This is a genomic window from Luteibacter aegosomatissinici (assembly GCF_023078495.1).
GTDB classification, from domain to species: Bacteria; Pseudomonadota; Gammaproteobacteria; order Xanthomonadales; family Rhodanobacteraceae; genus Luteibacter; species Luteibacter aegosomatissinici.
In genome coordinates, this window is record NZ_CP095742.1 from 3,149,435 (window position 1) to 3,172,547 (window position 23,113).

Genomic DNA, 23,113 nt, shown 5'->3' on the forward strand with positions numbered 1-23,113 from the left:
TGGTGGGCTAAAGGGTCCGGTAACAGGCGCTATCAATAAGGTCTGCGCGCCCGGCTTGCAAGTCTCGGTTCCTGCGACGCGCCTGCCGCTACAATCGGCGTGATTCCATTCGCCACTTTCGGTGCCCATGCTCACCTCGCTCTACGTCCGCCAGTTTGCCGTCGTTGAAGAAGCCGAGGTGGCCTTTGGCCCCGGGCTCACCGTGGTCAGCGGCGAAACCGGCGCGGGCAAGTCCCTGCTGGTGGATGCCTTGATGCTCCTGGCCGGTGCCCGCGCCGATAGCGGCATGGTGCGCGCCGGCAGCGACCGCGCCGAACTGGCCGCCGAGTTCGACCTAGCCGGCCTGCCGGAAGCCCTGGGGTGGCTGCGCCAGGAGGAGCTGGACGATGGCGAGACCTGCCAGCTGCGCCGCGTGATCCGCACCGAGGGCAGCTCCAAGGGCTGGATCAACGGCCGCCCGGCCAGCCTGGCGCAGATGTCCGCGCTGGCCGCCCTCATTGTCGAGATCCACGGCCAGCACGAACACCAGGCCCTGCTCTCGCGCCAGCACCAGATGGCCCTGCTCGATGCCTTCGCCGGCAACGAGGAGGCCCAGGCGCGTGTGCGCGAGCTGGCGAAGGCCTGGCGGGATGCCGTGGCGAAGATTCGAACACTGTCAGGCGGCGATGATCGCGAACACCAGATCGAACTGCTCGCCCACGAGCTGGAAGAGCTGGATCGCTGGGCCCTGGCCCCCGCCGCGCTCGAGGAGCTCGAAGCCCAGCACCGCCGCCTCGCCAACGCCGGCCGCCTGGCCGAAGGCGCCAACGGCGTGGTGGAACTGCTGGATGGCGAAAGCGAATTCGCCATTGGCCGCGCCCTGCTCCGCGCCCATGCTGAACTCTCCCGCCTGGCCGAACTGGACGCCACGCTGGCACCCACGCTGGAACTGCTCGACAGCGCGCAGATCCAGGTCGGCGAAGCCGTGGATGGCCTGGGCCGTTACGCGCAGGACGTAGAGCTCGACCCCGAGCGCCTGGCCGAGGTGGATACCCACCTCACTCATCTACACGACCTGTCGCGCCGCTATCGCCTGCCGATCGAGGAGCTGACGGCGAAGGCCGAGGAACTGCGTGAGCGCCTTGCCGAACTGGAAGGTGCCGGCGATGCCCTTGAGCGCCTTGGCCGAGAGCGCGACCGCCTGCGTTCGGATTACGACACCGCAGCCGCGGCGCTCTCGAAGGCTCGCGCAGACGCGGCCGCCCGCCTCGGGTCATCCGTGGCCGCCTTGATGGGCGAGCTGGGCATGGCTGGCGGCCGTCTCGAAGTCGCGCTGGAGCCCGCCGAGGGCGACGATCCGGATCCGCAGGGTCGCGAGCGTTGCGAACTCCTGGTCAGCGCCAACCCCGGCCAGCCGCCGCGCGCCCTGCGCAAGGTGGCCTCCGGTGGCGAACTGGCCCGCATCAGCCTTGCTATCGAAGTGGCCACGCTGGGCAACGACAACATCGGCTGCATGATCTTCGACGAAGTGGATACCGGCATCGGCGGCGCGGTCGCCGAAGTGGTCGGCCAGAAACTGAGGGCGCTCGGCGAACGCGTGCAGGTGCTGTGCGTCACCCACCTGCCCCAGGTAGCCGCCCAAGGCCACAATCACCTGCAGGTGGCGAAAGAAAGCGATGGCGAATCCACCCGCACCCGCATCCGTTCACTGGATGCGAACGGCCGCCGCGAGGAAATCTCGCGCATGCTCGGCGGCGTGGAAATTACGAAGGAAACCCGGGCCCACGCAAAGAAGATGCTCGACCGCGCCCAAGGCTGATGTAGGAGCCCACCCTGTGGGCGACATCTCTCGCATCACCGGCTCAGGGCCCCGGCACTTTCGCAAACACGATCGCGCACAAGGGTGCGCTTCACCAGCTAATGAGTGATCCCGCACCCGGCCTTCAGGTGCGGATCAACCCGCGCTCCTGCGCCATCCGGTACAGATCCAGTTCCGAACCTGCGTTTAGCTTGTTCATCACCGCGGCGCGGTGGATGTAGATGGTCTTCTGGCCAATGCCGAGCTCGGCCGCCACCTGCTTGGGGGCACGGCCGGCCGCCAGCAGCAGGAACACCTCGCGCTCACGGGCGGTCAGGCGGCTGAAGGGGTCCAGATCCTGCGTGGAGCGGCTGGAACGGCGCTCACGCAGATCCGAGCTCAGGTACTGGTCGCCCGCCAGCACCGCACGAACAGCGGCCACCAGCTCTTCGGGCGCCACGCCCTTGGTCACGTACCCACGCGCGCCCCGGCGCATGGCTTCGGAAACGTACGGTTCGCCATCGTGCATGCTCAGCACGATGATGCGCATGCCCGGCTCGATGCTGCCCAGGTGCTCGATCAGCGGCAGGCCACTACCGTCGGGCAGGGAAAGATCCACCGCAACCAGATCGGGGCGGTGCTGGGTGACGGCATCGACCGCTTCGTCGGCATTCTTGGCTTCAGCGACCACATCCAGGTCGGGTTCCAGCTGGATCAGCCGCTTGAAACCTTCACGGACGATGGCGTGGTCATCTACGAGGACGATTCTTGGCATGGGGCAGAATGTAACAGTACTCGCCCGAATGTGCGCATATGCCTGCGATCCGCGTCAGGACGCCACATCGGCCGTGTAACATTCACGCTCATGCGCCTTCGCACCTTCTACCGCTTCGCCGGCCCCATCATTGCCATTGCCTATGCACTCGCCTGGGTGATGCTGTGGCCGACGGAGCAGCCGTACTGGGTGCTCCCGTTCGGCCTGCGCTTTGGTGCCCTACTACTTACCCGTTCGCGCGACTGGTTCTGGATCCTGGGCGCCGAGATCGCGGCAAGCGCGTTCTGCGAGTGGCGCAGCGGCTTGCCGATCGGTGGCGCGGGCTTTGTGCTGGGCGATACGCCCGAGCCGCTGATGGTGGCCGCGTGCCTGTGGCTGCTGCGCCGGGCCCACCTGCATGCCAGCCTGAACACCCCCGAGGATGTGGCGCGCCTGCTGCTCTCGGCCATGGTCACTGCCACCGTGGCCACGGCCGGCAATGCCGCGATGATGGCCTCCCTGCACCCCGCCGCCCCCGTGGAGATGCTGGGCACCACGTTCGGCAGTGACCTGCTCGGCAATTACCTGGGCGTACTACTGGTCGTTCCGGTGATGGTGCTGGTATTTCGCGAGCGACCCACCCAGACCGCGCTGGCCGAACTCTTATTGGATGGCCTGCTGGTCATGCTGCCCTCGCTGGCGATCCTGGTCACCCTGGCCGAGTATTCGCCGCAGCCGCAGTTCGCCCGCGTGCTTTCGCTGGCCCCTGTGCTGTTCTTCGCGTTCCGCCACGGCTGGCGTGGCGCGGGCCTGGCCATGCTGATCACCAGCGTCGGCCTGAACGTCACCGAGGACATGATCGGCCGCGGCGCACCCACGGCCGCCGCCCACCTGTTCCTTGCCGTGGCCGGCACCGGCACCCTGATGCTGGGCGCTGCGACGGACGCGCTCCGCCGCAGCAGTGAACGCGTTGCCCAGCAAAACACCCATCTGGCCGCCGCCAACCAGCGCCTGGACCAGTTGGCCCGACAGTTGCGCGATGCCGCCCGCGGCAACCTGCAGGCCGAAGAGGACCTGCGCCGGCACATGGCTGCCGAACTGCACGACGAGCTAGGCCAGAACCTCACCGCCATCCAGACCCACCTGAAGCTGGCCCAGAACCGCCTGGGTAACGCGGGCATGGACGATATCGGCAGCGCCATCAACGGCATCCTGGGCCACATGCGCCGGGCCCTGCACAAGATGCTGGATAGCCTGCGACCCTCGGTGCTGGATGAGTTCGGCCTGCTACGCGCCCTGGACGAGGGCCCGATCCGGGACATGCTCACCGCGGCCGGTATCCACTATGTGACCGATCTGCGCGGGGAGCCCCGGCTGCTGGATGACGATACCCTGACCGCCATCTACCGCGTAGTCCAGGAGAGCGCCACCAACGTGGTGCGCCACTCCGGTGCAAAAGAGATGCGCCTGCGCCTGCGTATCGGCCTGCGCGACAGCGGCCCGGTGGCGGTCCTCGACATTCGTGACGACGGCCACGGCCTGCCCTCCACCCCGCGCCCGGTTCGGACCGATGGCGGCGGCCGCGGGTTGCAGGGCATGAGCGACCGAATCACGGCCCTGGGGGGTGTTTTCCGCATCGTTCCGGAGCCGGTCGGACTTCACCTGCGCGTGTTGCTTCGCAGCACAAGTATCGGAACTAGCATAGGAAATTTTCCAATAGCCGGTTCGTGAACGCTTCGTTACGATTCTTCCATCGATGTGGGGGAGCCGCCGTCGAGAGACGGTGAGCCCGAGTCGATCGTGGGGACGATCGGCTCGAAGAGGCGACAGGATGTCAGCCTCGCCGGCGTCGGGTAGCGAACCGGGATTTGCGAGCAACTCGCGGTCCACGAACTACCCGGCAATGGATCAGCCGCCGGTGGACAGGAGTCCACCGGCGGCGTTTTTATTTGCGCGACACAAAAAAAGCCCCTCGATCGAGGGGCTTTTTCTTTTCAACCAATGCTTTAGCGGGATTTCTTCTTGGGCCTCACATAAAGCACGAGGCTGTGTTCCTCGATGATGTACCCGTGCCGGTCAGCGATCTCATGCTGCAGGCGCTCGATCTCATCACTGGTGAACTCGATCACCTTTCCACTGTCAATGTCGATCATGTGGTCATGGTGCTTGCCGCGGTCCAGCTCGTAGACGGCCTGGCCGCCTTCGAAGTTGTGCTTCATCACGATGCCAGCCTGCTCGAACTGGGTCAGCACCCGGTACACCGTGGCAAGCCCGATGTCCTCCTGGTGCGCTAGCAGGCGCTTGTAGATGTCTTCAGCCGTGAGGTGGCGCTCGTCCGCCTCTTCGAAGACCTGCAGGATCCGCATGCGCGGATGGGTGACTTTAAGGCCCGCCTTGCGGAGCTCTTGGGTTTCCTGGTCCATGTCAGACCTCTTCTCGCGGTGCCGTCAGGCGCTTAGTGTATCATCGCTTGCTTCACGATCTGGACGTTACTACGCATGCAAAAGCTGCTCATCCGCACGCTGGGTATGGCTCTCCTGGCAACCGCCTCCGCCGGTTGTGGCCTTGTCTATACCCCCGACGTGCAGCAGGGCAACCTGCTCGACAAGAAAAACGTCGACCAGCTGCAGCCCGGCATGACAAAGCGCCAGGTCCTGGTCCTGCTCGGCACCCCGTCGGTCATCTCCCCGTTCGATAACGACCGCTGGGACTACGTTTCCACGTTCTCGCACCGTGGCAAGCCGATGACCACGCGCACCCTCACCCTCACCTTCAATAACGACACGCTGGTGAAGACCGAGGGCGACTTCTTCAAGCAGGACGCGCAGCAGCTGCTGGAAGACTCCAAGAAGTACAAGTCCAACCCGATCGACGACGCCAAGGGTGACAAGAACACCAGCGCCAACGACAAGAAGGACGACGGCGGCATCTTCGGCGGCGGCTCCTCGAGCGACGACGACAAGAAGTAAGCCAGAAGCGGACCCGGCCGGGGCCAACCACCCCGGCCGCACCCCTGTAGGAGCGCGCTTGCGCGCGATCACCCCCGCGAAAGCGCCAAACGCTACCGCGCCGCCCGCCGCCGACGCGCCTCCATCGGATCCAAAGTCAGGGCCCGATAAATCTCCACCCGATCCCCCTGCCCCAGCACCTGCCCCGGCTCCACCTTTTTTCCGAAGATACCCAGGCGCGCCTGATCAGGGCGGATGCCCGGCGGCAGCTGAGGCAAGGCCAGCCCTACGGCTTCCCATACCGTCGTGCCGACCGGCACCGCCAGGGCGACCACGGCCTGCCCCTCAGGCCCGGCGTAAGCGACTTCCACACCAAGGTCAGCCATACTGCCGGCGCGCCTCGTCGCAGAAATCGTCGACCATCTTGTTCGCGAGCTGCTGGAAACCCATCTTCAGCACGGAGCCGCCGAGCCCGGCATAGTCGAAATCCAGCTCCAGGGCGATCTTGCAGCCCACGTCACCCAGGGCCTGGAAGGTAAACACCCCATCCAGCGAGCGGAACGGGCCCTCCACGAATTTCATGGTGAGCCTGGCCGGGCGCTCCATGGTGTTCCGGGTGGTGAAATTCTGCTTCATCCCGGCGAACTTGAGATCGAGCCGGGCCACCAGCACGTTGTCGTCCCGTTCGACGATCGTGGCGGTGTCACACCAGCCGAAGCGCTTTGGGTATGCTTCAACGTCATTGACCAGGTCGAACATCTGCGCGGGCGTGAACGGCACGATCGCACTGCGGCGGATTTCAATCACTGGATAGACCTCGTCTTGTTTTGCCGGCTCACGGACCCGCCGGCCTCGTATCAGGGACCGATTCGGAAGATTTTAGCGGACATGGCAAAAGCGAAGGCAAAGGACACGGAAAAAGAAGGCGGCGGCACCATCGCGCTGAACAAGCGCGCGCGCCACGAATACCACATCGACCAGCGCTTCGAATGCGGCATGGCGCTGCAGGGCTGGGAACTGAAATCGCTACGCGCCGGCCGTATCAACTTCGGCGAGGGCTGCTACGCCATCATCCAGGATGGTGAGGTATTCCTTGTGGGCGCCCAGATCCCGCCCCTGATCAGCGCCAGCACCCACGTGGTCGCCAACGACCGTCGCACCCGCAAGCTGCTGCTGCACCGCGAGGAGATCGACCGCCTGATCGGCGCCGTCGAGCGCAAGGGCTACACCCTGGTCCCCACCGCCCTGTACTGGAAGAACAACAAGGTAAAGTGCGAGATCGGCCTGGCCAAGGGCAAGCAGGAACATGACAAGCGCAACACCGACAAGGAACGCGAGTGGGCGATCGACAAGCAGCGCGTCATGCGCTCGCACAACCGCCTGGGGTGATGACCACCCTGTAGGAGCGCGCTTGCGCGCGATGGCGCCTACCCCAACGTACGCCAACACTGACACACCAACAAGCCATTCGCCCATTGTGACACCCTAGCCCCGGCCATATACTGTGGGCTGTAGATACACCACGTTTTCCCCGGGGATGTTTTGGTTTCGACGGGGGTAGTGCGATCTACTGGTGCATGCCGAGGGGGCAGCTTTCCTCGTTAAACCAGCCGCAAAACATATAGTTGCCAATGACAACTACTACGGTGACAACTCGGTGGCTCTCGCCGCCTAAGCTGTCCGGCCCCTAAAAAAGGCCAAACCCCCGAACCGGTCTTGTGCTCATGCTCGCCGGTGTAGGGTCACTATCATGGGACCGCCGATAGCCTCTCCGCCTGTGGGGCTGACGCCAGATTAATCAGGTATGTCCACCGGTGCGCTTAGCACGCCGTGCTGTCGGTGGACGAGACTTAACGGTGAGCTAAGCATGTAGATCTGGGGATTAAACGCCTTCGGACGCGGGTTCGACTCCCGCCATCTCCACCACTTCAGCAGCGGACCAACGATGAAACGTTGGTCCGTTTTGCTTTTGGGGATCCCGAAAACACAGGCGCTCACGCGCGCTTATCACCCAAGCGCCACGTATCCGCGCACGGATCGCACGACGCGATGCGCCAACGCGCGCGGTGAATCACGAGGTCGCAATATATTGCGTCAAACCCGACAAGACGCGGCTTTTCAAATAATCTTGTCACGCTGATTACTGCGCTCTTTATATTTTATTACGCAAGTTGTTATGCTGGCCTTCAGCTTGGTCGAGCCACTCGGCCAACGCTTCGCTGCCTGGGCGCTTAGGGGGCCCCAGGCAGATTCGACGTTTCAGGGGGATCTGACATGCGAGAACTACGCCACCAGTCTGCCTGGAGTACGGCCCTTGCTTTGAATTCTGCATAAGGAACGCATGTTGAATATTTCGAAGAATCTCCGTCGTTCGATCCTGGGCATTGCCATCGCATCGTCGCTAATGAGCGCTCATGCCTACGCACAGGACACTACGGCAAACGATGCCACGAACGACGGAAAGAACGCACAGAAGCTCGACGCGGTAACCGTGACCGGCTCACTGATTCCGATCTCGCAGATCGAAACGGCGACGCCGACGATTACCATCACCGCCGAACAGATCAAGGCGAAAGGCTTCTCGACGATCGCGGAAGTACTGCAGTCATCGTCGTTCGCCACGGGCTCCGTGCAGGGCGCTCAGTTCACCCAGGGCTTCACGCCCGGCGCGCAGTCGCTCTCGATGTTTGGCCTGCCGGTCGGCTTTACCAAGTACCTGATCGACGGCCGCCCCATGGGCAATTTCCCTGCCCTCTATAACGGCAGCGATTCGTTCAACTCGATCTCGGGCATCCCGGCGGACCTGGTCGACCATATCGATATCCTGCCCGGCGGCCAGTCCTCGCTGTACGGTTCGGACGCCATCGCCGGCGTCATCAACATCGTGCTGAAGAAGAAGGTGGATCGCCCCACCATCGATTACCGCTACGGCTGGACGACGAACGGCGGCGCCCAATCGCATCGCATCTCCTTCGCCGACAGCTTCCAGTGGGACAAGTTGAATGTGCTGGTGGGCGCCCAGCTTGAGAAGGTTGATCCCATCTGGGGTTCGCAGCGCAACCTGTCAAAGCAGTACTTCACGGGCAACCCCGATAGCCCCGCTGCCGCAGGTCGCGACTTCCTGGTCAACTCACTGACCACCAGCAAGAACAGCTACATCTTCGCCGACCCCAATGATTGCGCCAACACGGTTGGCCTTATGCATGGCGGCGAAGGCAAGCAGTATCGCTCCGGCCAGGCCAACCCCTACTGCGGTTCGTTCAATAGCCCCGGCTTCCGCACCGTGCAGAACGACTCGAAGAACGCCGACTTTTATACGCATGCGACCTTCGACGCCACGCCCAATACCCAGTTGTACGGCGATTTCCTGTTTCATCACGGCGAGCAGAAGTGGAGCTCGGGCCCGGGTTACATGTGGTGGGGCTCACAGTCTGACTTTGGTCCGATCTACGATCCAAACCTGGACGACTACGTGGCGCTCCAGCGTGGCTTCACCGATGAGGAAGTCGGTGGCTACAAGAACATCATGACCAAGCAGAAGGAAAACAGCGTGATGGCTACCCTGGGCGCCAATGGCGTCTGGGACCAGAAGTGGAACTGGGACCTGGGCTTCACCCATAGCGAAGACCATCTGAACACGTCATCGGTGGACCGCCTGGCGGATCCGATGGACAACTTCTTCATCAACAAGGCGATGGGCCCCGACCTGGGACCGGACCCGTACGACGGTTCATACCCGACGTACGCGGTCAATTACGACCAGTTCTACCGGCCGATCACGCCCGCCGACTTCGATAGCTTCACCACGCGGGACCATACCAAGGCGAAGACCTGGGACAACATGCTCCGCTTCCAGGTGACGAACGGAGAGTTGTTCTCGCTCCCGGGTGGTGACGCGGGTATTGCCATGGTCGCCGAAGGCGGAAACCAGGGCTGGGCCTATGTTCCTTCGGACAACATGCTGGATGGCAACGTCTGGGGTGCGTCGGATGTACAGGGTGCGGGCCATCGCAGCCGTTACGCGCTGACGTCCGAGTTCCGTGCGCCAGTCCTGTCGTGGCTGACTTTCGACGTATCGGGCCGTTACGACGGCTACAAGGTGGCCGACCAGACCATCGCCCACGGCACCTACAACTTCGGCATCGAAGTGCGCCCGTTCGATACGCTGCTGTTGCGCGGCAAGTACGGCACGGCATTCAAGGCACCGAACCTCTCCGATCAGTTCATGGGTGAATCGGGTTACTACAGCAGCGTGACCGATTACGCGAACTGCGCCCGACTTGGCTTCGATCCGGCCCATTCTGACCAGTGCGATGGCAACTACAGCAACGCGCAGTTCAGTGGCAAGCAGTCTGGCAACCCCGCACTGCAGCCGATCACTGCCAAGGTGTGGAGCTATGGCTTCGTATGGTCGCCGGTAGCCCGCATGAAGTTCTCCGTGGATTACCTGCATTGGGATATCTCCAACGAGGTCGCCGAGGAATCGGCAGACAAGCTCTCGCTGGATGAATACCACTGCTACAACGGTGACTACGACCCGAGCAGCCCGACCTGCACGAACGCGTTCACGAAGATCACCCGCAACCCGGCGACGATTGATGGCCTGCTCGGCACGATCGACACGATCAGCACGCCCAAGGTGAACGTCTCGAACGAAAAGGTGAATGCGCTCAATGCGGACTTCAGCTACATGCTACCGACCCCGCACTTCGGTACGTTCATGTTCGACACCAGCTACAGCGACCTGTTCAAGCACACCTACCAGCCGCTGCCAGGTGATGACTACATCGACCTGCTGCGCCGGCCGGACTGGTCGACCGACTTCAAGTCGAAGGTGAATGGCTCCGTCACGTGGATAAGCCCGAACGACCAGTGGAGCACCACCGCGTACTTCAACAGGTACGGCGCCACGCCGAACTACGCAGCCACCCAGTCGGGTGACTACGTGACCGGCAAAGCCGGCAAGCTGAAGCCGTGGATCGTTTACAACGCGTCGGTCAGCTACAAGGGCTTCAAGGACCTGGAGCTGTCCTTCCTGATGAACAACGTCTTCAACAAGATGCCTCCGAAGGATCATTCCTACCTCGGTACCGAGTCGAGCCCGTGGAACGAGCTGGACTACAACATCTATGGCCGGACGATGTACGTGGAAGCGAACTATAAGTTCTGATTTTCGCGATGCAGGAAGGCGTAGGGGCTGGACGGACAGGGATGTCCCTTCAGCCCCTTCGCGACGCAATCCCCCACCGCAGCGCCGCCACCTGCACCGCAGGCGCGACCCCGGCCTCATCCGCCGCCGTGCCGGACAACGGCACATCTTGCCCATCGCCCTCTACCTCGGCGACCCAGGCCACCTGGTGGTCAAAGGCGTCATAGCTGACTGTCGCCCTTCTGCGGCGACCACGCTCATCGGTGATATGCATCTGCATCTGCACGGCAACTCTCCTGCGAGAAGTCACAATGAAGGGGGCCGCGCCTGCTGAGGAGGCAGGCGCGGCCAGGTCGTCGTGACGGGGTGAGGTGCCACGGGACACCATGCAGGTTCGCAGGCGGCAGGTCACCGATGTGTGACCTGCCACCGCGAATGAAGCAAATGTGCCGTTTTGGGCTAACGATAGGCCCGCGAGGCGTTATTTGCTGATGCGATACATGACCGTGGCATGCGGCGCGAGCGTCACCTTGATCGCCCCATCGCCCTTGGCGTCGGTATGCGCCCAGAGATCCCGCACGGTATGGCTGCCACCTGGCTTCAGCCCAATCTCCGAAGGCGCCACCGAGACATCCTTGGCCGAATCCCCCTCGTTGAACACCGCCACCGCCTTACCGCCATCCTTAAGCGGCTTCACGATCACATGAATGCCATCGGCATCACGCACCTGATGCCCCTGCACGCCCAGCGGATCCTGGTCGATCGCGATCACATCCTTGTTCAGCAGGATCTGCAGCGCCTCCGGCTTGATCGTACGCAGGTCGGTGCCGATCAGCAGCGGCGAGGCCATGATCGACCACAGGCTGAAGTGGCTGCGGTACTCCACATCCGTCATACCGCCATTGCCCACTTCGAGCATGTCCGGATCGTTCCAGTGCCCAAGGCTGGCGTACTTATCGAGCACCACGTTTTCCTTGAAGATCTTCAGCATCGACGCATAGGTGTCGGTGATGTCGCCCGTGGTGCGCCACGACCCGGCACTGACCGGCGCCTTGCTCGCCCACAGCCAGGGCTTGTTCTCGCCCCACTCGCACATGCTGAAGAAAATCGGCCGGCCGCTGTTGCGAAGGGCGTTGGCCATGTCGGTGTAGCGCTTTTTCGCGTCGATCTTCTGGTTGTTGCAGTTGTCGTACTTCAGGTAATCCACGTGCCAGGAAGCGATGGTCTTCGCATCGTCCTTCTCATGGCCCAGGCCACCCGGGAAGCCGCGATCTTCCTGCAGCGGCTCGCAGGTGGAGGTACCCGCGCTGGAGTACACGCCAAATTTCAGCCCACGCTCGTGGATGTAATCGGCAAGCGCCGCAATCCCGCTCGGAAAGCGCTTCGGGTTGGGCGTCAGGTGCCCATCCTTGTCGCGCTGCCAGTTGGCCCAGCAGTCATCCACGTTCACGTAGCGGTAGCCGGCATCCTTCAGCCCCAGGCTGATGAACTTGTCGGCGATGCCACGGATCATGGCTTCATCGAACTCGGCACGGCAATGCGTGGAATTCCAGTTGTTGAAGCCCATCTGCGGCAGCAGGTCGGCTGTCTCGGCTGCCTGCGCAGGCGCGGTAGCGATGCCTGCCGCGCACATGAGCGTGCCAACAATGGCGCCCCGGAGGATGGTTGCCAGGTTATCCCGCATCGCTATACCTCGTGCTGGTCGTGAGAAAGTTCGAGCCCATCATCAGAACGTACCCCGCAAGCCCACCGTGTACACCGTGCCATCCGCTTCGGCGTACAGGAAGCGGTTGCGGTAGACCGAGTAGTCGTACAGGTGCTCGTGGGTCAGGTTGGTACCCGACACAAAGGCCGAGAGATGCTTGTTGATCGCATAGCTCGCGCTCAGGTCCACCTGGCCGTAGGCGCTGCGCGTGGCCGGCTGGGCACCGCCGCCGTAGGAAATGCTCTCCAGGTACTTGCCACGCCAGTTGTACGCGACGCGGACCTGCACGGGGCCCTTCTCGTAGTACAGGCTGGCGTTGGCCGAATCGCCGATACCGGGAACCGCGAACTTGCCCGCTGTCGAGATGAGGCCCGGGCTCAGCGAGGTGCTGCTCTTCACATGCGTGTAGTTCAGCGCCATGCCCAGGCCATCGAACGGATCGGGCAGCAGGTTCTTGAACTGATAGTTGAAGGTCAGCTCTTCGCCGTAGATGTTCGACGAGTTCAGGTTGACCGGCTGGGTAAGCGACCAGGTCAGGGGCTGCCCGCTGTTCTGGTCGGTCAGGAACTGCACCGGCGTGCTCACCAGCGTGCTGAAGTTGCTGACCTTCTTGTAGAAGCCTTCCAGCGCGAGGTAGCTGGCGTCGTCGATGTACCACTCCAGGCCCATGTCGTAGTTCCGCGAGGAATACGGCTGGAGCTGTGGGTTACCGCGCGAGATGGTCAGCGAGTTCGGGCGCACGCCGTAGCTCGTGTTGTAGTAGAGGTTGCTGAGCTGCGGCGGGGTCAGGGTCTTCGAGAGCGAGAAGCGGTAGACCAGGTTATCCAGCAGGGTCCACTTGAAGTTCATCGACGGCAGCCACTTGTGGTAACCGCCCTGGGCCGACTGCGGAGCCAGCGGGCCGTAGGATACCTGGGCATTGCTGGTGTCGTTCGGGTCGACGTAGTACGTCACCGGCGGCTGGTTCACTGCGGTGGACGTCGAGACGACGTTGAGATACCGAACACCCACATCGAGCGCCCAGGGCATGTTCCACGCGTTGCCTTCGAAGATCGCCCTGGTGAAGAACGCCTTCTGGTTCTCGCCCACGTTGTTGTAGCTACCGGGGTTGGGGGCAGCATCCAGGGTCCCGCCGTTCGCTGCCAGGCCGGCAAGCAAGGCGTTGCGCTTGTCGTCCGGGAGCTGGTTGTACGCGGCCGGCGACGCCAGCCAGGCCAGGTAGGCACGCGGGTCGTACTGGATCCACTCGGACGGCGCGCCGGGCGACGACACGCCGTGGATCTTCGACGGCGCCTCGTAGACGTAGGCACCGACGGCTTCCGGCGGCACGTTGAGGGAGTAACCGCAGTAGGCGTTGCAGAGGATGCCGTTAGGCGTACCCCAGCTATCCGACTTCACCCACTGCTTGGTGTACTGGACGCCCGCTTGCAGCCGGGTGAGCACGCCGTCGTTGAAGGCCTTATCGAGCTTGAGCTGGTAGTTGTTGACCTTGTTGGTCACGTTGTTGCCCGAACCCGCATTACAGCAGTGCGCCGAAAGGTTCGACATGTCGGTGGTCGACAGGATGTTGGAATAGCTCGGCGGCTCGCTGTTGCCACCATTGGTCCAGGTGGGGTTGGTGCCGAAGTTCTTTGCACCAATCACCAGGAAGTAGCCGTTCGGGCTTTCCTTGTTCCACGCCTTGGAGCTGGAGACATCCAGGCTCAGCTTGGTGTCCTGGTCGATATCGAAACCGAGGTTCAGGCCGTTCTGGTAGCTCTTTTCGTAGCTCGGCGCGTAGGACATGACGTAGTCGTTCGCCATGACGTTGGGGCCCTGGCTCTTGCGCACGAAGTTGAGTGCGGTGCCGTTCGGGTCCACCGTCATCGACTGGATATCGCCGGTGTTGCCGTACTCACCGAACTCATGCTCGAGCCCGTCCACCTTGTAGCTCGAGAACAAGGTATCGAACTGCACCGTCAGCTGGTCGATCGGCTTCCAGTCAATGGCACCGCTGACACCCTTGCGGGTACGCGTTTCGTCCAGCACGTTGGTCGCCAGGGTCTCCGGCACGGCAACGTTGGCATACGTCGGCGTGGTCTGGTTCGGGTCAACCGAGATGTTCTGCCCGGCATACCAGGAGTTGGCCTGGGTATTGAGCTGGGTATCCTTCCGCTTGTAGTACGTGGCGTTGGCCATCCAGCCGAACGTGTGATCCGCATTCGTCCAGCCCAGCAGGCCGGAAGCCTTCGGCGTGGTCTTGCCCTCCCAGGAGCCCGTCAGGTTGCTGTTGACGCCAGCCCCGCTCCACGCGCCGTGGTAACCGCTGAAGTCGAGAGGCCGTGCGGTCTGGATATCCACCACGCCACCGATATCCACTTCGGAAATGTCAGCCGAGGAGGTCTTGTTGACCTGGGCCACGCTGATGATTTCCGATGGCAGCACATCGAAGTTGAAGGCGCGCGATCCGGAGGCCGTGGCCATGGGCCGGCCATTCACCGTGACGGCCACGAAGTCCGGGCCGAAGCCACGCACGGCGATCTGGCTGGATTCGCCGCCGCTGCGGTTCACCGATACGCCGGGCACGCGCTGGAGTGCGTCCGCCACGTTGGGATCGGGGAACTTGCCCGCCTCCTCGGCGGAGATGGAGTCGACGACGTTGACCGCATCCTGCTTGATCGCCTGCGCGCGCTGCAGCGCGGCCAACTGGCCCGTGACGGCCACGGCGCCCAACTCGGTGACTTTCTTCTCGTCGGTGTTATCCGCGGCCGGCTTGGCGGCCTTCGCGGGCTTGGCCGCCTGCGCCGCTGGCGTGGCTGAAGGCGTCACCGCAGGCGTCGCATCCGGACCGGTTGCGGTCTGCGCAAACAAAGGTGCGCCGTAGCCCACCACCATAGCGACACCCGTGACCACGAGCGACCGCCGCACGGCGACCGCCAACTTCGTTAGCTGCATGGTTACCCTCCCCGACTTTGTGGACTAAACCCCGATAAGCAAACACGGCTTGCTACCCGATGCTTACCGGTGCCGCTCCCTAGGGCGGCACCACAAAGCCTCGTTTTTCCCCGTCACCGCAAACGTCAGACAGAGCCTTCAGCAGCTACCGCTCATTTGTAGTACTTATTGATCGTTGCTCAAATTCGGCCCTCTCAACAAGCTGCGCCGCAGCATGACAAGGCCTTCGGGGGCGGTTTAGATTTATTTGTCTTACAAATCAACTCATAGGGCCTGGCAGCGCCGATGACGAGCGAGTCCGATTCAAAGGCAGGCAACGGCGAACGACAGGCCAACCGGATGGATCGGCGCCAGTTCCTGAAGGTGAGCGGCACCATGGCCACCCTGCTTCCCTGGCTTGCGTTGCCCCGCTTTACGGAAGGCAAGCCCGTGCAACGCCCCGCAGGCCCTCTCCCCGCGACCGCAGCGCGCCATGCCCTCTGGTACGACACGCCTGCGGCCGAAGCAAACCTGCTGCGCGAAGGCTTACCGGTTGGCAACGGCCGCATCGGCGCGCTTGTGGGTGGTGACCCGGCATCCACATGCCTGTACCTCACGGACGCCTCCATGTGGCTGGGCAAGCGCGATGTGGCGCTGGGTCAGGATGGCCAGTTCGATTATTCGACCCAGTCTTTTGGCAGCCTGGTCATGCTTGCCAGGCTGTACCTGTCGATCGACGGGCACGATGCCGCGCACATCAGCCACTACCGGCGAGAGCTCGACCTGGACCAGGGCTACCTGCGGATTTCCTATCGAAAGGACGGTATCGGTTACAACTGGAACATATTTGCCAGCCACCCCGATGATGTCATCGCCATCCAGGTCTCGCAGACCGCCGGGGGCACGTTCAGTGGCTCGCTGACGTGTCATGGCATGCACGGCGATGTAACTCGCGCTGTATCCGTGAACGGTGACGGGATGGCGGCTTGTCAGTTCGACGGCACGCTGGCCAACGGCCTGCGGTACGCCGCGCATGCCCTCGCGTCGGCATCGTCGGGACGTCTCGACACTAACGGCGAAGCCGTTCATTTTGCGAACTGCAGCACACTTTCCATCATCGTATGCGGCGGCACCAACTACACACCGGACGTAGCAGCGGAGTACATGGATGCCACGCTGAATCCACTGGTCCTTGCCACCCGCAAGGCCAGCACCGCTGCACGGCAGGACCCTGTCACCCTGCTCCATACCCATGTCGCCGATTACCGCTCCCTGTTCGACGCCATGCATGTCGACCTGGGCGCATCGACCACGACGCAGCGCGCCATGGACACGTGGGCGCGCCTCAAGGCCCGCGCCGAGACCGGTTCGTCCGCCGATCCGGAATTCGAGGCGACGTACCTTCAGTACGGCCGGTACCTCACGATCGCTGGCTCAAGGGATAGCTTGCCGACCGGCCTGCAAGGCTTATGGCTCGACAGCAACGAATCACCGTGGATGGCCGATTATCACAACGACATCAACATCCAGATGAACTACTGGCTGCCTGACCGGGCCGCCCTGCCATCCTGCTTCGATCCCTTCACCCGGTACTGCCTTAGCCAGGTGGGCGCGTGGACCGAAGCCACCCGCAAACACTTCAACGATCCGCGGAACAACTACCGGAACAGCTCGGGGAAGCTCGCCGGCTGGACCGTGGGCATCTCCACCAATATCTACGGTGGTGGTGGGTGGCGCTGGCACCCGGCCGGCAACGCCTGGCTGTGTAACAACCTGTGGCAGCACTACCAGTACCGCCCCGACCCCACCTACCTTGCGCAGATCTATCCGCTCTTGAAGGGCGCCTGTGAGTTTTGGGAGGCGCGACTGCTGACGGTAAGCGTGAAAGATCCCGCATCGGGCCATATGCGCGAGGTCCTTATCGACGATGCCGACTGGTCGCCGGAACACGGCCCCACCGATGCGAAGGGCAACACGTATTCACAGGAATGGGTGTGGGATCTGTTTGAAAACTATCGTCAGGCCAGCGCGTTGCTGGGCAAGGATGCGGACTACGCCGCCACCGTAGCTCAACTACAGGCGCGGCTCTATCTTCCACAGGTAAGCCCCAGAACAGGCTGGCTCGAGGAATGGATGTCACCGGATGACCTGGGCGAACCCCAACACCGGCACCTCTCCCCGCTGGTCGGCTTTTTTCCCGGGGACAGGATCCGTACGGACAACAGCCCGCCCGCATTGATCGAGGGCGTGACGAAGCTGCTTGAGGCGCGTGGCACCGGGGGCTACGGCTGGGCCAGTGCATGGCGCGCCATGTGCTGGGCGCGCCTAGGCCAAGCGGAAAAGGCCTACCAGCTCGTCCTCAACAACCTCAAGCCTTCCGTACAACGAAGCAACGGCACCGCGCTCAACCTGTTCGATATGTACCAGTTGGACGCCGACCACGATGCCTTCCAGATCGATGCGAACTACGGCACGCCAACGGCCATGCTGGAGATGCTTGTCTCATCGCGGCCAGGGGTGATCCGCCTCCTGCCTGCCTTGCCCACGGCGTGGGCTGCGTCGGGGAGCGTGACCGGCATCGGCGCACGCGGCGGCTTCCAGGTCGACCTGGCGTGGAAACAGGGGAAGGTCACGTCAGTGACGGTGCGCAGCGTCGGTGGGAAGACGACCCGATTGATGCACGGATCGTGGGTAAAGGACATCACGCTGCCGCGCGGTGGGGCGGTGACGCTGTCCCCGAACGAATCTGCATAGCGAGTGGGCTGCCGCGCGGTGCGGCTGACGCCAACATGGCTGCGCCCATCACCCTCATGCACTGGCCTGCCTTGCAACACGCTCGAGCCAAAGAAACGAAGCAAACGCCGAGGCCGCGGGGTGCGAGTGCGTCTCCGCGATGGTCTGTAGCAACGCGAGCACGGCTTCCCGTTTCACCAATCCGAGATCAGCCAACGCGCATTCGCCCAGTTGCGCCGCGAGGCGGCCCGCGTGCCGCGCAAGGAGCGGCGGCAGCACGTTCGCAAAGGTTTCCTTGAGATAGCCCTTGGGGAACACATCGCCGCCCAGGTGGCTTTCAAGATACCTCCGCATCACCTCCCGCCCCTCACGGCTACTTCGGGGCAGCCGATGGCAGAAGTAGGCCAGCCGCGGATCACTCAGCGGGTGCACTGGCCACTGCCCATGCTTGAGTAAGTCCGGCGCCCGGCACGCGTTGGCGAGCAGCGAGGTGACTGGCACCGGGCTGAGCGGCGCATCGAACAGGGGCCGGCCGTGCGCAGCGGCAAGTGCCGTCGGGGTCAGCAAGGCTTCCGCATAGCTGCGTGCGTCACGGCCCCACAACGGCCCCCTGGCGGTCTCTTCGGAAACTTCATTGAGGTACGCAGGGAAGAGCTCATCACCGCCCACGCCAGTGAACAGCGTGTGGCGCCCGTTATCGCGCGCGGAAGCCCACAAGGCCGAGCAGGCTTCCAGATAGAACTCGCGGCAAAAGCCGTAGGGCTCGGCGGGCAGCGCCAGATCCAACCCCGGCGGAAACGCGGTGATGTCCACCGTATGGTCGGCAAGGCCGAGGCGTTCGGCGATACGTTGGCGGCGGTGCGCCTGCGGCGCACGCACCTCGCCATCAAGCAGGATGCCTTTGCTATCGATGTCGCGATGGCGCTGGGCGAGCGCCACCGCGACGGTCGCCGAATCCATGCCGCCACTGAGTTCCAGCGACGCCGCACCGTCGGGCCATGGCCGCAGTGACACCGCGCGCTGCAGTGCTTCCGAAAACCCGGGCAACCGGTCCTCGCCATCCTCTGCGGGTGGACCGCCCTCCTCCATCGCTTCGGGGTAGCGGTAGCGTGCCCGCCCCGGCTCGACGTGCAGCGATGCTCGCTCGGTGAGCAGCACCACACCGGCGTACAGCTGCCGCGCCGCGTACGTGGTGCGCAACGCCAGCTGATGGCTCGCCACTTCCGTATCAAGCAGCGCGGGGTAGCGAGCAAAGTCAGCCGAATCCCACGAGAGGGTGACCCGGTCATCCCCGACCGCACAATAGACCGGCGCGGTGCCGAGCATGCCGGCACGAACGCGCACGCGCCGTCCGGCTTGCGCCACTTCGACCATCACATAATCGAGCGGCCACAGCAGGCACGCCTGGTGAATGGCGTGATACGTCGCTTCATCACGTGCATCGACGATGGGACCGTGGACGTTCGCATGCCCGCCTGAATCGGCCTGACGCTCCCTGACCACCATGAACCATCGACCTGGCGCACGCACCAACACAGTCTCGAGCATGGGATGCGCGTACGGCGTCATACGGCTAGTCCCTAACCACAACGAACCTTCGCGCCACACCGGCTCAAATGACAGGTCGGCTAACGCCACTTCGGCCTTGATCACCCACGGACTCCCTCGACGAAAAAGCCGCCCCTGTAATGAGGCGGCTTCGCTTTCGTACAGCGGCTAGGAACGATGCCCGGGACTCAGCCCCAGTCGCCGCCACTGTGCGTGGAGCCGATGCGGCCAATATCGCCGACATCATCGATCTTCGGTGCCCACTTCATTGACGTGGCTGCAGGCTGCATCGGGCCATCCATCTGGATTCCGAAGAGGTTGACGTCGTGCATCGGCTGGTCGCGCTTTTCCATGTTAACGCTCCGAAGGTTGTTGGCCGCCCTACGCGGCTCATCGACCGTAGCATAGGGGTGGCAACGCGAGAGCGCCGAGGACTATGCATTATCGGAACGTCGGTCCCGCTAGTGGGCCAGATCCTTGAGCCGGGATGGGCCAAGAATATCGAAGCGCGCCACCAGGCCATCGCGCAGATGGAAAGCGTGTGTGACAGGCTCATCGAGGAGCACGTTCCCTTCGAGATCACGAACGAGCTGATGTACCTCCACCACGACGGCCCCGTCCGCCGCTGTCACGGTGCTTAACGGCGTAACGGTGGGATCGATCACGGACCATTGATAGGTCCAGTACGCCCTGACCGCATCGCGGCCGTGCACATGCGTTCCTTCCATCCCATTGGCCCACGCGACGTCATCCGCCATGGCCCCCAGCACGGCTTCGATATCCCGGCGGTTAAACCCATCATAGAGGCGGTGGATGAGTTGCTCGTCGTTGGTCATGGCTCATTCCCTGGTTGACAGCACGCCGCCACGCAGGGCCGGCACCATGCTGGATAGTCCGCCTGTTGGGCGCAACGGGCAAGCCATGCGCGACACCCCAGGCATTGGCTGTACCATTAGCAGTCTGCCCCACCCCATCAGGAACCCCCATGAACGTTTCCGTCGCCCCTGGCGTAGAAGTCGGTAACCGCCTGCCCTTCGTGCTCTTCGGCGGCATTAACGTGCTCGAGGACATGGATTCCACCCTGCACGCGGCCGCTCACTACGTCGACGTGACCCGCAAGCTGGGCATTCCCTACGTGTTCAAGGCGAGCTTCGACAAGGCCAACCGATCCTCCATCCATTCCTATCGTGGCGTGGGCCTCGAAGAAGGCATGCGCATCTTTGAGCGCGTGAAGGGCGAGTTCGGCATCCCGGTCATCACCGATGTGCACGAAATCTTTCAGGCGCCGATCGTCGCCGAAGTGGTCGATGTCCTGCAGATCCCGGCCTTCCTCGCCCGCCAGACCGATCTGGTCGTGGCCATTGCGAAGACGGGGCGCGCGGTAAACATCAAGAAGCCGCAGTTCATGAGCCCCACGCAGATGAAGCACGTGACCAGCAAGATCAAGGAAGCCGGCAACGAGCGCATCATCCTTTGCGAGCGCGGCGCACAATTCGGGTACGACAACCTGGTGGTCGATATGCTCGGTTTCCGCGAAATGGTGGAATCGACCGGCGGCTATCCAGCCATTTTCGACGTGACCCACAGTTTGCAGCGCCGCGATGCCGGCAGCGAAGCCAGCGGAGGGCGCCGTCGCCAGGTCGTGGAACTGGCTCGCGCTGGCATGGCGGTGGGCATCGGCGGTCTCTTCCTCGAGGCCCATGCCGATCCGGACCACGCCCGCTGCGATGGCCCCAGCGCGCTACCGCTGACAGCGCTCGAACCGTTCCTCGCGCAGATCAAGGCCATCGATGATCTGGTGAAGGGCTTCGCACCGCTCGATATTCGTTAGTTAGTGCACCCCACCGGCAGCACAGACGGCCTGGGCAACGACTGTCCAGGCCTTTGTGCCATGGGCCAGCCCCGGCCTACTAGCCGACCCAGTGAATATGGTTACCGAGCGCCGCCCAAAGCGCTCCCGCGCCCACGGCGCCCCAACTCCCGAGTTTCACCATTCCCCAGATCCGGTGTTCCCACGTCGCAAGCCTTCTGACCTCCAAGGCAAGGTCATTGACGGTAGAAGCGAGGGCCTTGATCGCCGATTCCACCGCATCGAAGCGCTTATCGACAGCATCAAATCGCCTGTCGACTGCTTCGAATCGCCGATCAACCGCTTCGAACCGTTTATCGACGTCATCGAAACGCTTGTCGATGGCTTCGAAACGCTTGTCGATAGCTTCGAAGCGCTTGTCGATAGCTTCGAAACGCTTGTCGACGGCCTCGAATTGCTTGTCGTGGGAATCGAAACGCTGATCATGGCGCGCAAGGATGCTCATGATCTCGACGTGCACTTCGTGATACGCGAGGCTACCTGCATATGACCTTGGCTTATTGACCTGAGCCCGCCCACAACCCCGTTTTGTTGCGCGAACGCTCATGCTTCACCTCCTTTGTATTGATAGCGCAATGGAGGTTACTGCCCTGATCAATCCCGCGTATGTAGGCGAACGCTCAAAGTTATTAGCCTAAATCTGACAAACATGTAGGTGCGACGTGATCAGGCGTCGTCCACGACCATCACAACCTTGCCAATCGCTCCACGACTCTCCAGAAACCGGTGTGCCTGGGCTCCGTCACGAAGCGCGTAAGTTGCCGCGATCTTCGGACGGAGTTCGCCACTTCGAATCTGCGCGAAAAGCGCTGCGGCACGCTCGCGCCGCTCACTCGCACTCGTGAGGACATTCCACAGATCACCGCCAGTAAGCGTCAGTGACCGATCCATGAGCAGTCGCGGATCGACGAGATCAGGATCGCCTGCCGCCATCCCGTAAAACACGACCGTTCCCCCGGTTCGTGTCGCCGCAAGGCTATCTCCCAACGTACGCCCGACCGAATCGTAGGCCACGTGGACGCCTTCGCCGTCGGTAGCCGCCAGCACACGCGCGACCAGATCGTCGTAGCCGAACACCTCGTTGGCGCCCGCGTCGCGTGCCGCCTGGCGCTTCTCATCGGATGACGCGACGCCGATGACGCGAACACCCTTCGCCCGAAGCATCTGCACCAGCAGCAACCCCACGCCGCCGGCTGCCGCGTGCACCAGGGCCACCTGCCCGGCCTTCGGATGGGAGCTGTCGGTGACGAGATACTGTGCCGTCAGTCCCTGAAGCAGAACAGCGGCCGCCGTTTCATATGAAATATCGTCCGGCAGCGGAATCAACTTGTCAGCATCCACGGCAACAAGCTCGGCGTTGGCGAAGGGCATATCGGCAAAGCCGACGCGCGTGCCCTTCGGAAACGGCCCATCGTCCGAAATGATGTCACCAGCGCCTTCATAACCAAGGACCCAGGGCGCGTCGCCCGCGAGGTGATAGGTGCCATTTCGGCGGTACACATCGGCAAAATTGAGCCCGACGGCCCGGGTGCGTACAAGCACCTGGCCGGGCTTCAGCGATGGATTCGCCACAGTCTCCCACTTAAGAACATCAGCACTGCCAAATTCGCGAAAGATAAGGGCTTGCATAGGGGAATCCTGAAAATCGGGGCGACCGAGCCGTGCATATTAACTCGTACCAATTTGCGAATCGCTCTCATTCTCAGGATAATCTCA

Annotated in this window: 19 protein-coding genes and 1 other RNA gene; 8 read left to right on the plus strand and 12 right to left on the minus strand. The window is 62.9% G+C overall.

All coding sequences use genetic code 11. The features are described from left to right. The first annotated feature begins 127 nt into the window (after window positions 1-127). On the plus strand, window positions 128-1,798 hold the full coding sequence (recN, locus tag L2Y97_RS14045; protein ID WP_247427648.1) for a DNA repair protein RecN: 1,671 nt from the start codon (window positions 128-130) through the stop codon (window positions 1,796-1,798). A gap of 124 nt (window positions 1,799-1,922) precedes the next feature. Here recN and L2Y97_RS14050 read toward each other — a convergent pair whose 3' ends face one another. Continuing rightward, on the minus strand, window positions 1,923-2,552 hold the full coding sequence (locus L2Y97_RS14050) for a response regulator transcription factor (protein WP_247427651.1): 630 nt from the start codon (window positions 2,550-2,552) through the stop codon (window positions 1,923-1,925). A 90-nt stretch (window positions 2,553-2,642) separates the two neighbouring features. Between L2Y97_RS14050 and L2Y97_RS14055 the strand changes: the two genes are divergently transcribed. Next, on the plus strand, window positions 2,643-4,262 hold the full coding sequence (locus tag L2Y97_RS14055; RefSeq protein ID WP_247427654.1) for an MASE1 domain-containing sensor histidine kinase: 1,620 nt from the start codon (window positions 2,643-2,645) through the stop codon (window positions 4,260-4,262). 275 nt (window positions 4,263-4,537) lie between these two features. Here L2Y97_RS14055 and fur read toward each other — a convergent pair whose 3' ends face one another. Continuing rightward, the gene (gene fur / locus L2Y97_RS14060; RefSeq protein WP_247427657.1) at window positions 4,538-4,954 is read right to left on the minus strand and encodes a ferric iron uptake transcriptional regulator; all 417 of its coding nucleotides are present in this window, start codon (window positions 4,952-4,954) and stop codon (window positions 4,538-4,540) included. 75 nt (window positions 4,955-5,029) lie between these two features. Here fur and L2Y97_RS14065 point away from each other — a divergent pair, with 75 nt between their 5' ends. Next, a complete protein-coding gene (locus L2Y97_RS14065; RefSeq protein ID WP_247427660.1) occupies window positions 5,030-5,500 on the plus strand; it encodes an outer membrane protein assembly factor BamE in 471 nt (156 codons plus the stop codon). Window positions 5,501-5,592: 92 nt separating this feature from the next. Here L2Y97_RS14065 and L2Y97_RS14070 read toward each other — a convergent pair whose 3' ends face one another. Together L2Y97_RS14070 and L2Y97_RS14075 are read right to left on the minus strand one after the other, a co-directional pair. Then, on the minus strand, window positions 5,593-5,865 hold the full coding sequence (locus L2Y97_RS14070; RefSeq protein ID WP_247427662.1) for an RnfH family protein: 273 nt from the start codon (window positions 5,863-5,865) through the stop codon (window positions 5,593-5,595). Continuing rightward, entirely contained in the window at window positions 5,858-6,286 is a 429-nt protein-coding gene (locus L2Y97_RS14075; protein ID WP_247427665.1) for a type II toxin-antitoxin system RatA family toxin, read from the minus strand. Before L2Y97_RS14075 ends, L2Y97_RS14070 begins: the two co-directional genes overlap by 8 nt. Window positions 6,287-6,367: 81 nt before the next feature. On the opposite strand from L2Y97_RS14075, the gene smpB reads away from it, so the two are divergent. The 3 genes from smpB to L2Y97_RS14090 all read left to right on the plus strand — a co-directional run bounded on the left by smpB (window position 6,368) and on the right by L2Y97_RS14090 (window position 10,649). Further along, a complete protein-coding gene (gene smpB, locus L2Y97_RS14080; RefSeq protein WP_247427668.1) occupies window positions 6,368-6,868 on the plus strand; it encodes an SsrA-binding protein SmpB in 501 nt (166 codons plus the stop codon). A gap of 144 nt (window positions 6,869-7,012) precedes the next feature. After that, window positions 7,013-7,405, plus strand: a transfer-messenger RNA (tmRNA) gene (gene ssrA, locus L2Y97_RS14085). A gap of 415 nt (window positions 7,406-7,820) precedes the next feature. Then, on the plus strand, window positions 7,821-10,649 hold the full coding sequence (locus L2Y97_RS14090; protein WP_247427671.1) for a TonB-dependent receptor plug domain-containing protein: 2,829 nt from the start codon (window positions 7,821-7,823) through the stop codon (window positions 10,647-10,649). Between the two features lie 49 nt (window positions 10,650-10,698). Here L2Y97_RS14090 and L2Y97_RS14095 read toward each other — a convergent pair whose 3' ends face one another. The 3 genes from L2Y97_RS14095 to L2Y97_RS14105 all read right to left on the minus strand — a co-directional run bounded on the left by L2Y97_RS14095 (window position 10,699) and on the right by L2Y97_RS14105 (window position 15,267). Then, window positions 10,699-10,914, minus strand: coding sequence for a hypothetical protein (locus L2Y97_RS14095; RefSeq protein ID WP_247427674.1), 216 nt, complete (start codon window positions 10,912-10,914; stop codon window positions 10,699-10,701). A 195-nt stretch (window positions 10,915-11,109) separates the two neighbouring features. Further along, window positions 11,110-12,312, minus strand: coding sequence for a glycoside hydrolase family 27 protein (locus L2Y97_RS14100; RefSeq protein WP_247427677.1), 1,203 nt, complete (start codon window positions 12,310-12,312; stop codon window positions 11,110-11,112). A 42-nt stretch (window positions 12,313-12,354) separates the two neighbouring features. Next, window positions 12,355-15,267 carry a TonB-dependent receptor gene (locus L2Y97_RS14105; RefSeq protein WP_247427679.1) on the minus strand — a complete coding sequence of 971 codons (2,913 nt, stop codon included), beginning with the start codon at window positions 15,265-15,267 and terminating at the stop codon, window positions 12,355-12,357. A 285-nt stretch (window positions 15,268-15,552) separates the two neighbouring features. Here L2Y97_RS14105 and L2Y97_RS14110 point away from each other — a divergent pair, with 285 nt between their 5' ends. Then, complete coding sequence (locus L2Y97_RS14110) at window positions 15,553-18,000, plus strand: glycosyl hydrolase family 95 catalytic domain-containing protein (RefSeq protein ID WP_247427682.1); 2,448 nt, start codon at window positions 15,553-15,555, stop codon at window positions 17,998-18,000. A 54-nt stretch (window positions 18,001-18,054) separates the two neighbouring features. On the opposite strand, the gene L2Y97_RS14115 is transcribed toward L2Y97_RS14110, so the two are convergent. The 3 genes from L2Y97_RS14115 to L2Y97_RS14125 all read right to left on the minus strand — a co-directional run bounded on the left by L2Y97_RS14115 (window position 18,055) and on the right by L2Y97_RS14125 (window position 20,363). Further along, window positions 18,055-19,632 (minus strand): asparagine synthase-related protein, encoded by a 1,578-nt coding sequence (locus L2Y97_RS14115; protein ID WP_247427684.1) that lies wholly within the window; start codon window positions 19,630-19,632, stop codon window positions 18,055-18,057. An 83-nt stretch (window positions 19,633-19,715) separates the two neighbouring features. Further along, window positions 19,716-19,880, minus strand: a complete 165-nt coding sequence (locus L2Y97_RS14120) for a hypothetical protein (protein ID WP_247427687.1) — start codon at window positions 19,878-19,880, stop codon at window positions 19,716-19,718. A 108-nt stretch (window positions 19,881-19,988) separates the two neighbouring features. Next, a complete protein-coding gene (locus L2Y97_RS14125) occupies window positions 19,989-20,363 on the minus strand; it encodes a nuclear transport factor 2 family protein (RefSeq protein ID WP_247427690.1) in 375 nt (124 codons plus the stop codon). Window positions 20,364-20,512: 149 nt separating this feature from the next. On the opposite strand from L2Y97_RS14125, the gene kdsA reads away from it, so the two are divergent. Beyond that, window positions 20,513-21,358, plus strand: a complete 846-nt coding sequence (gene kdsA / locus L2Y97_RS14130; RefSeq protein WP_247427693.1) for a 3-deoxy-8-phosphooctulonate synthase — start codon at window positions 20,513-20,515, stop codon at window positions 21,356-21,358. Between the two features lie 79 nt (window positions 21,359-21,437). Here kdsA and L2Y97_RS14135 read toward each other — a convergent pair whose 3' ends face one another. Beyond that, on the minus strand, window positions 21,438-21,944 hold the full coding sequence (locus L2Y97_RS14135) for a hypothetical protein (RefSeq protein ID WP_247427696.1): 507 nt from the start codon (window positions 21,942-21,944) through the stop codon (window positions 21,438-21,440). Window positions 21,945-22,063: 119 nt separating this feature from the next. Continuing rightward, on the minus strand, window positions 22,064-23,026 hold the full coding sequence (locus L2Y97_RS14140; protein WP_247427699.1) for a quinone oxidoreductase family protein: 963 nt from the start codon (window positions 23,024-23,026) through the stop codon (window positions 22,064-22,066). Window positions 23,027-23,113 lie beyond the last annotated feature (87 nt).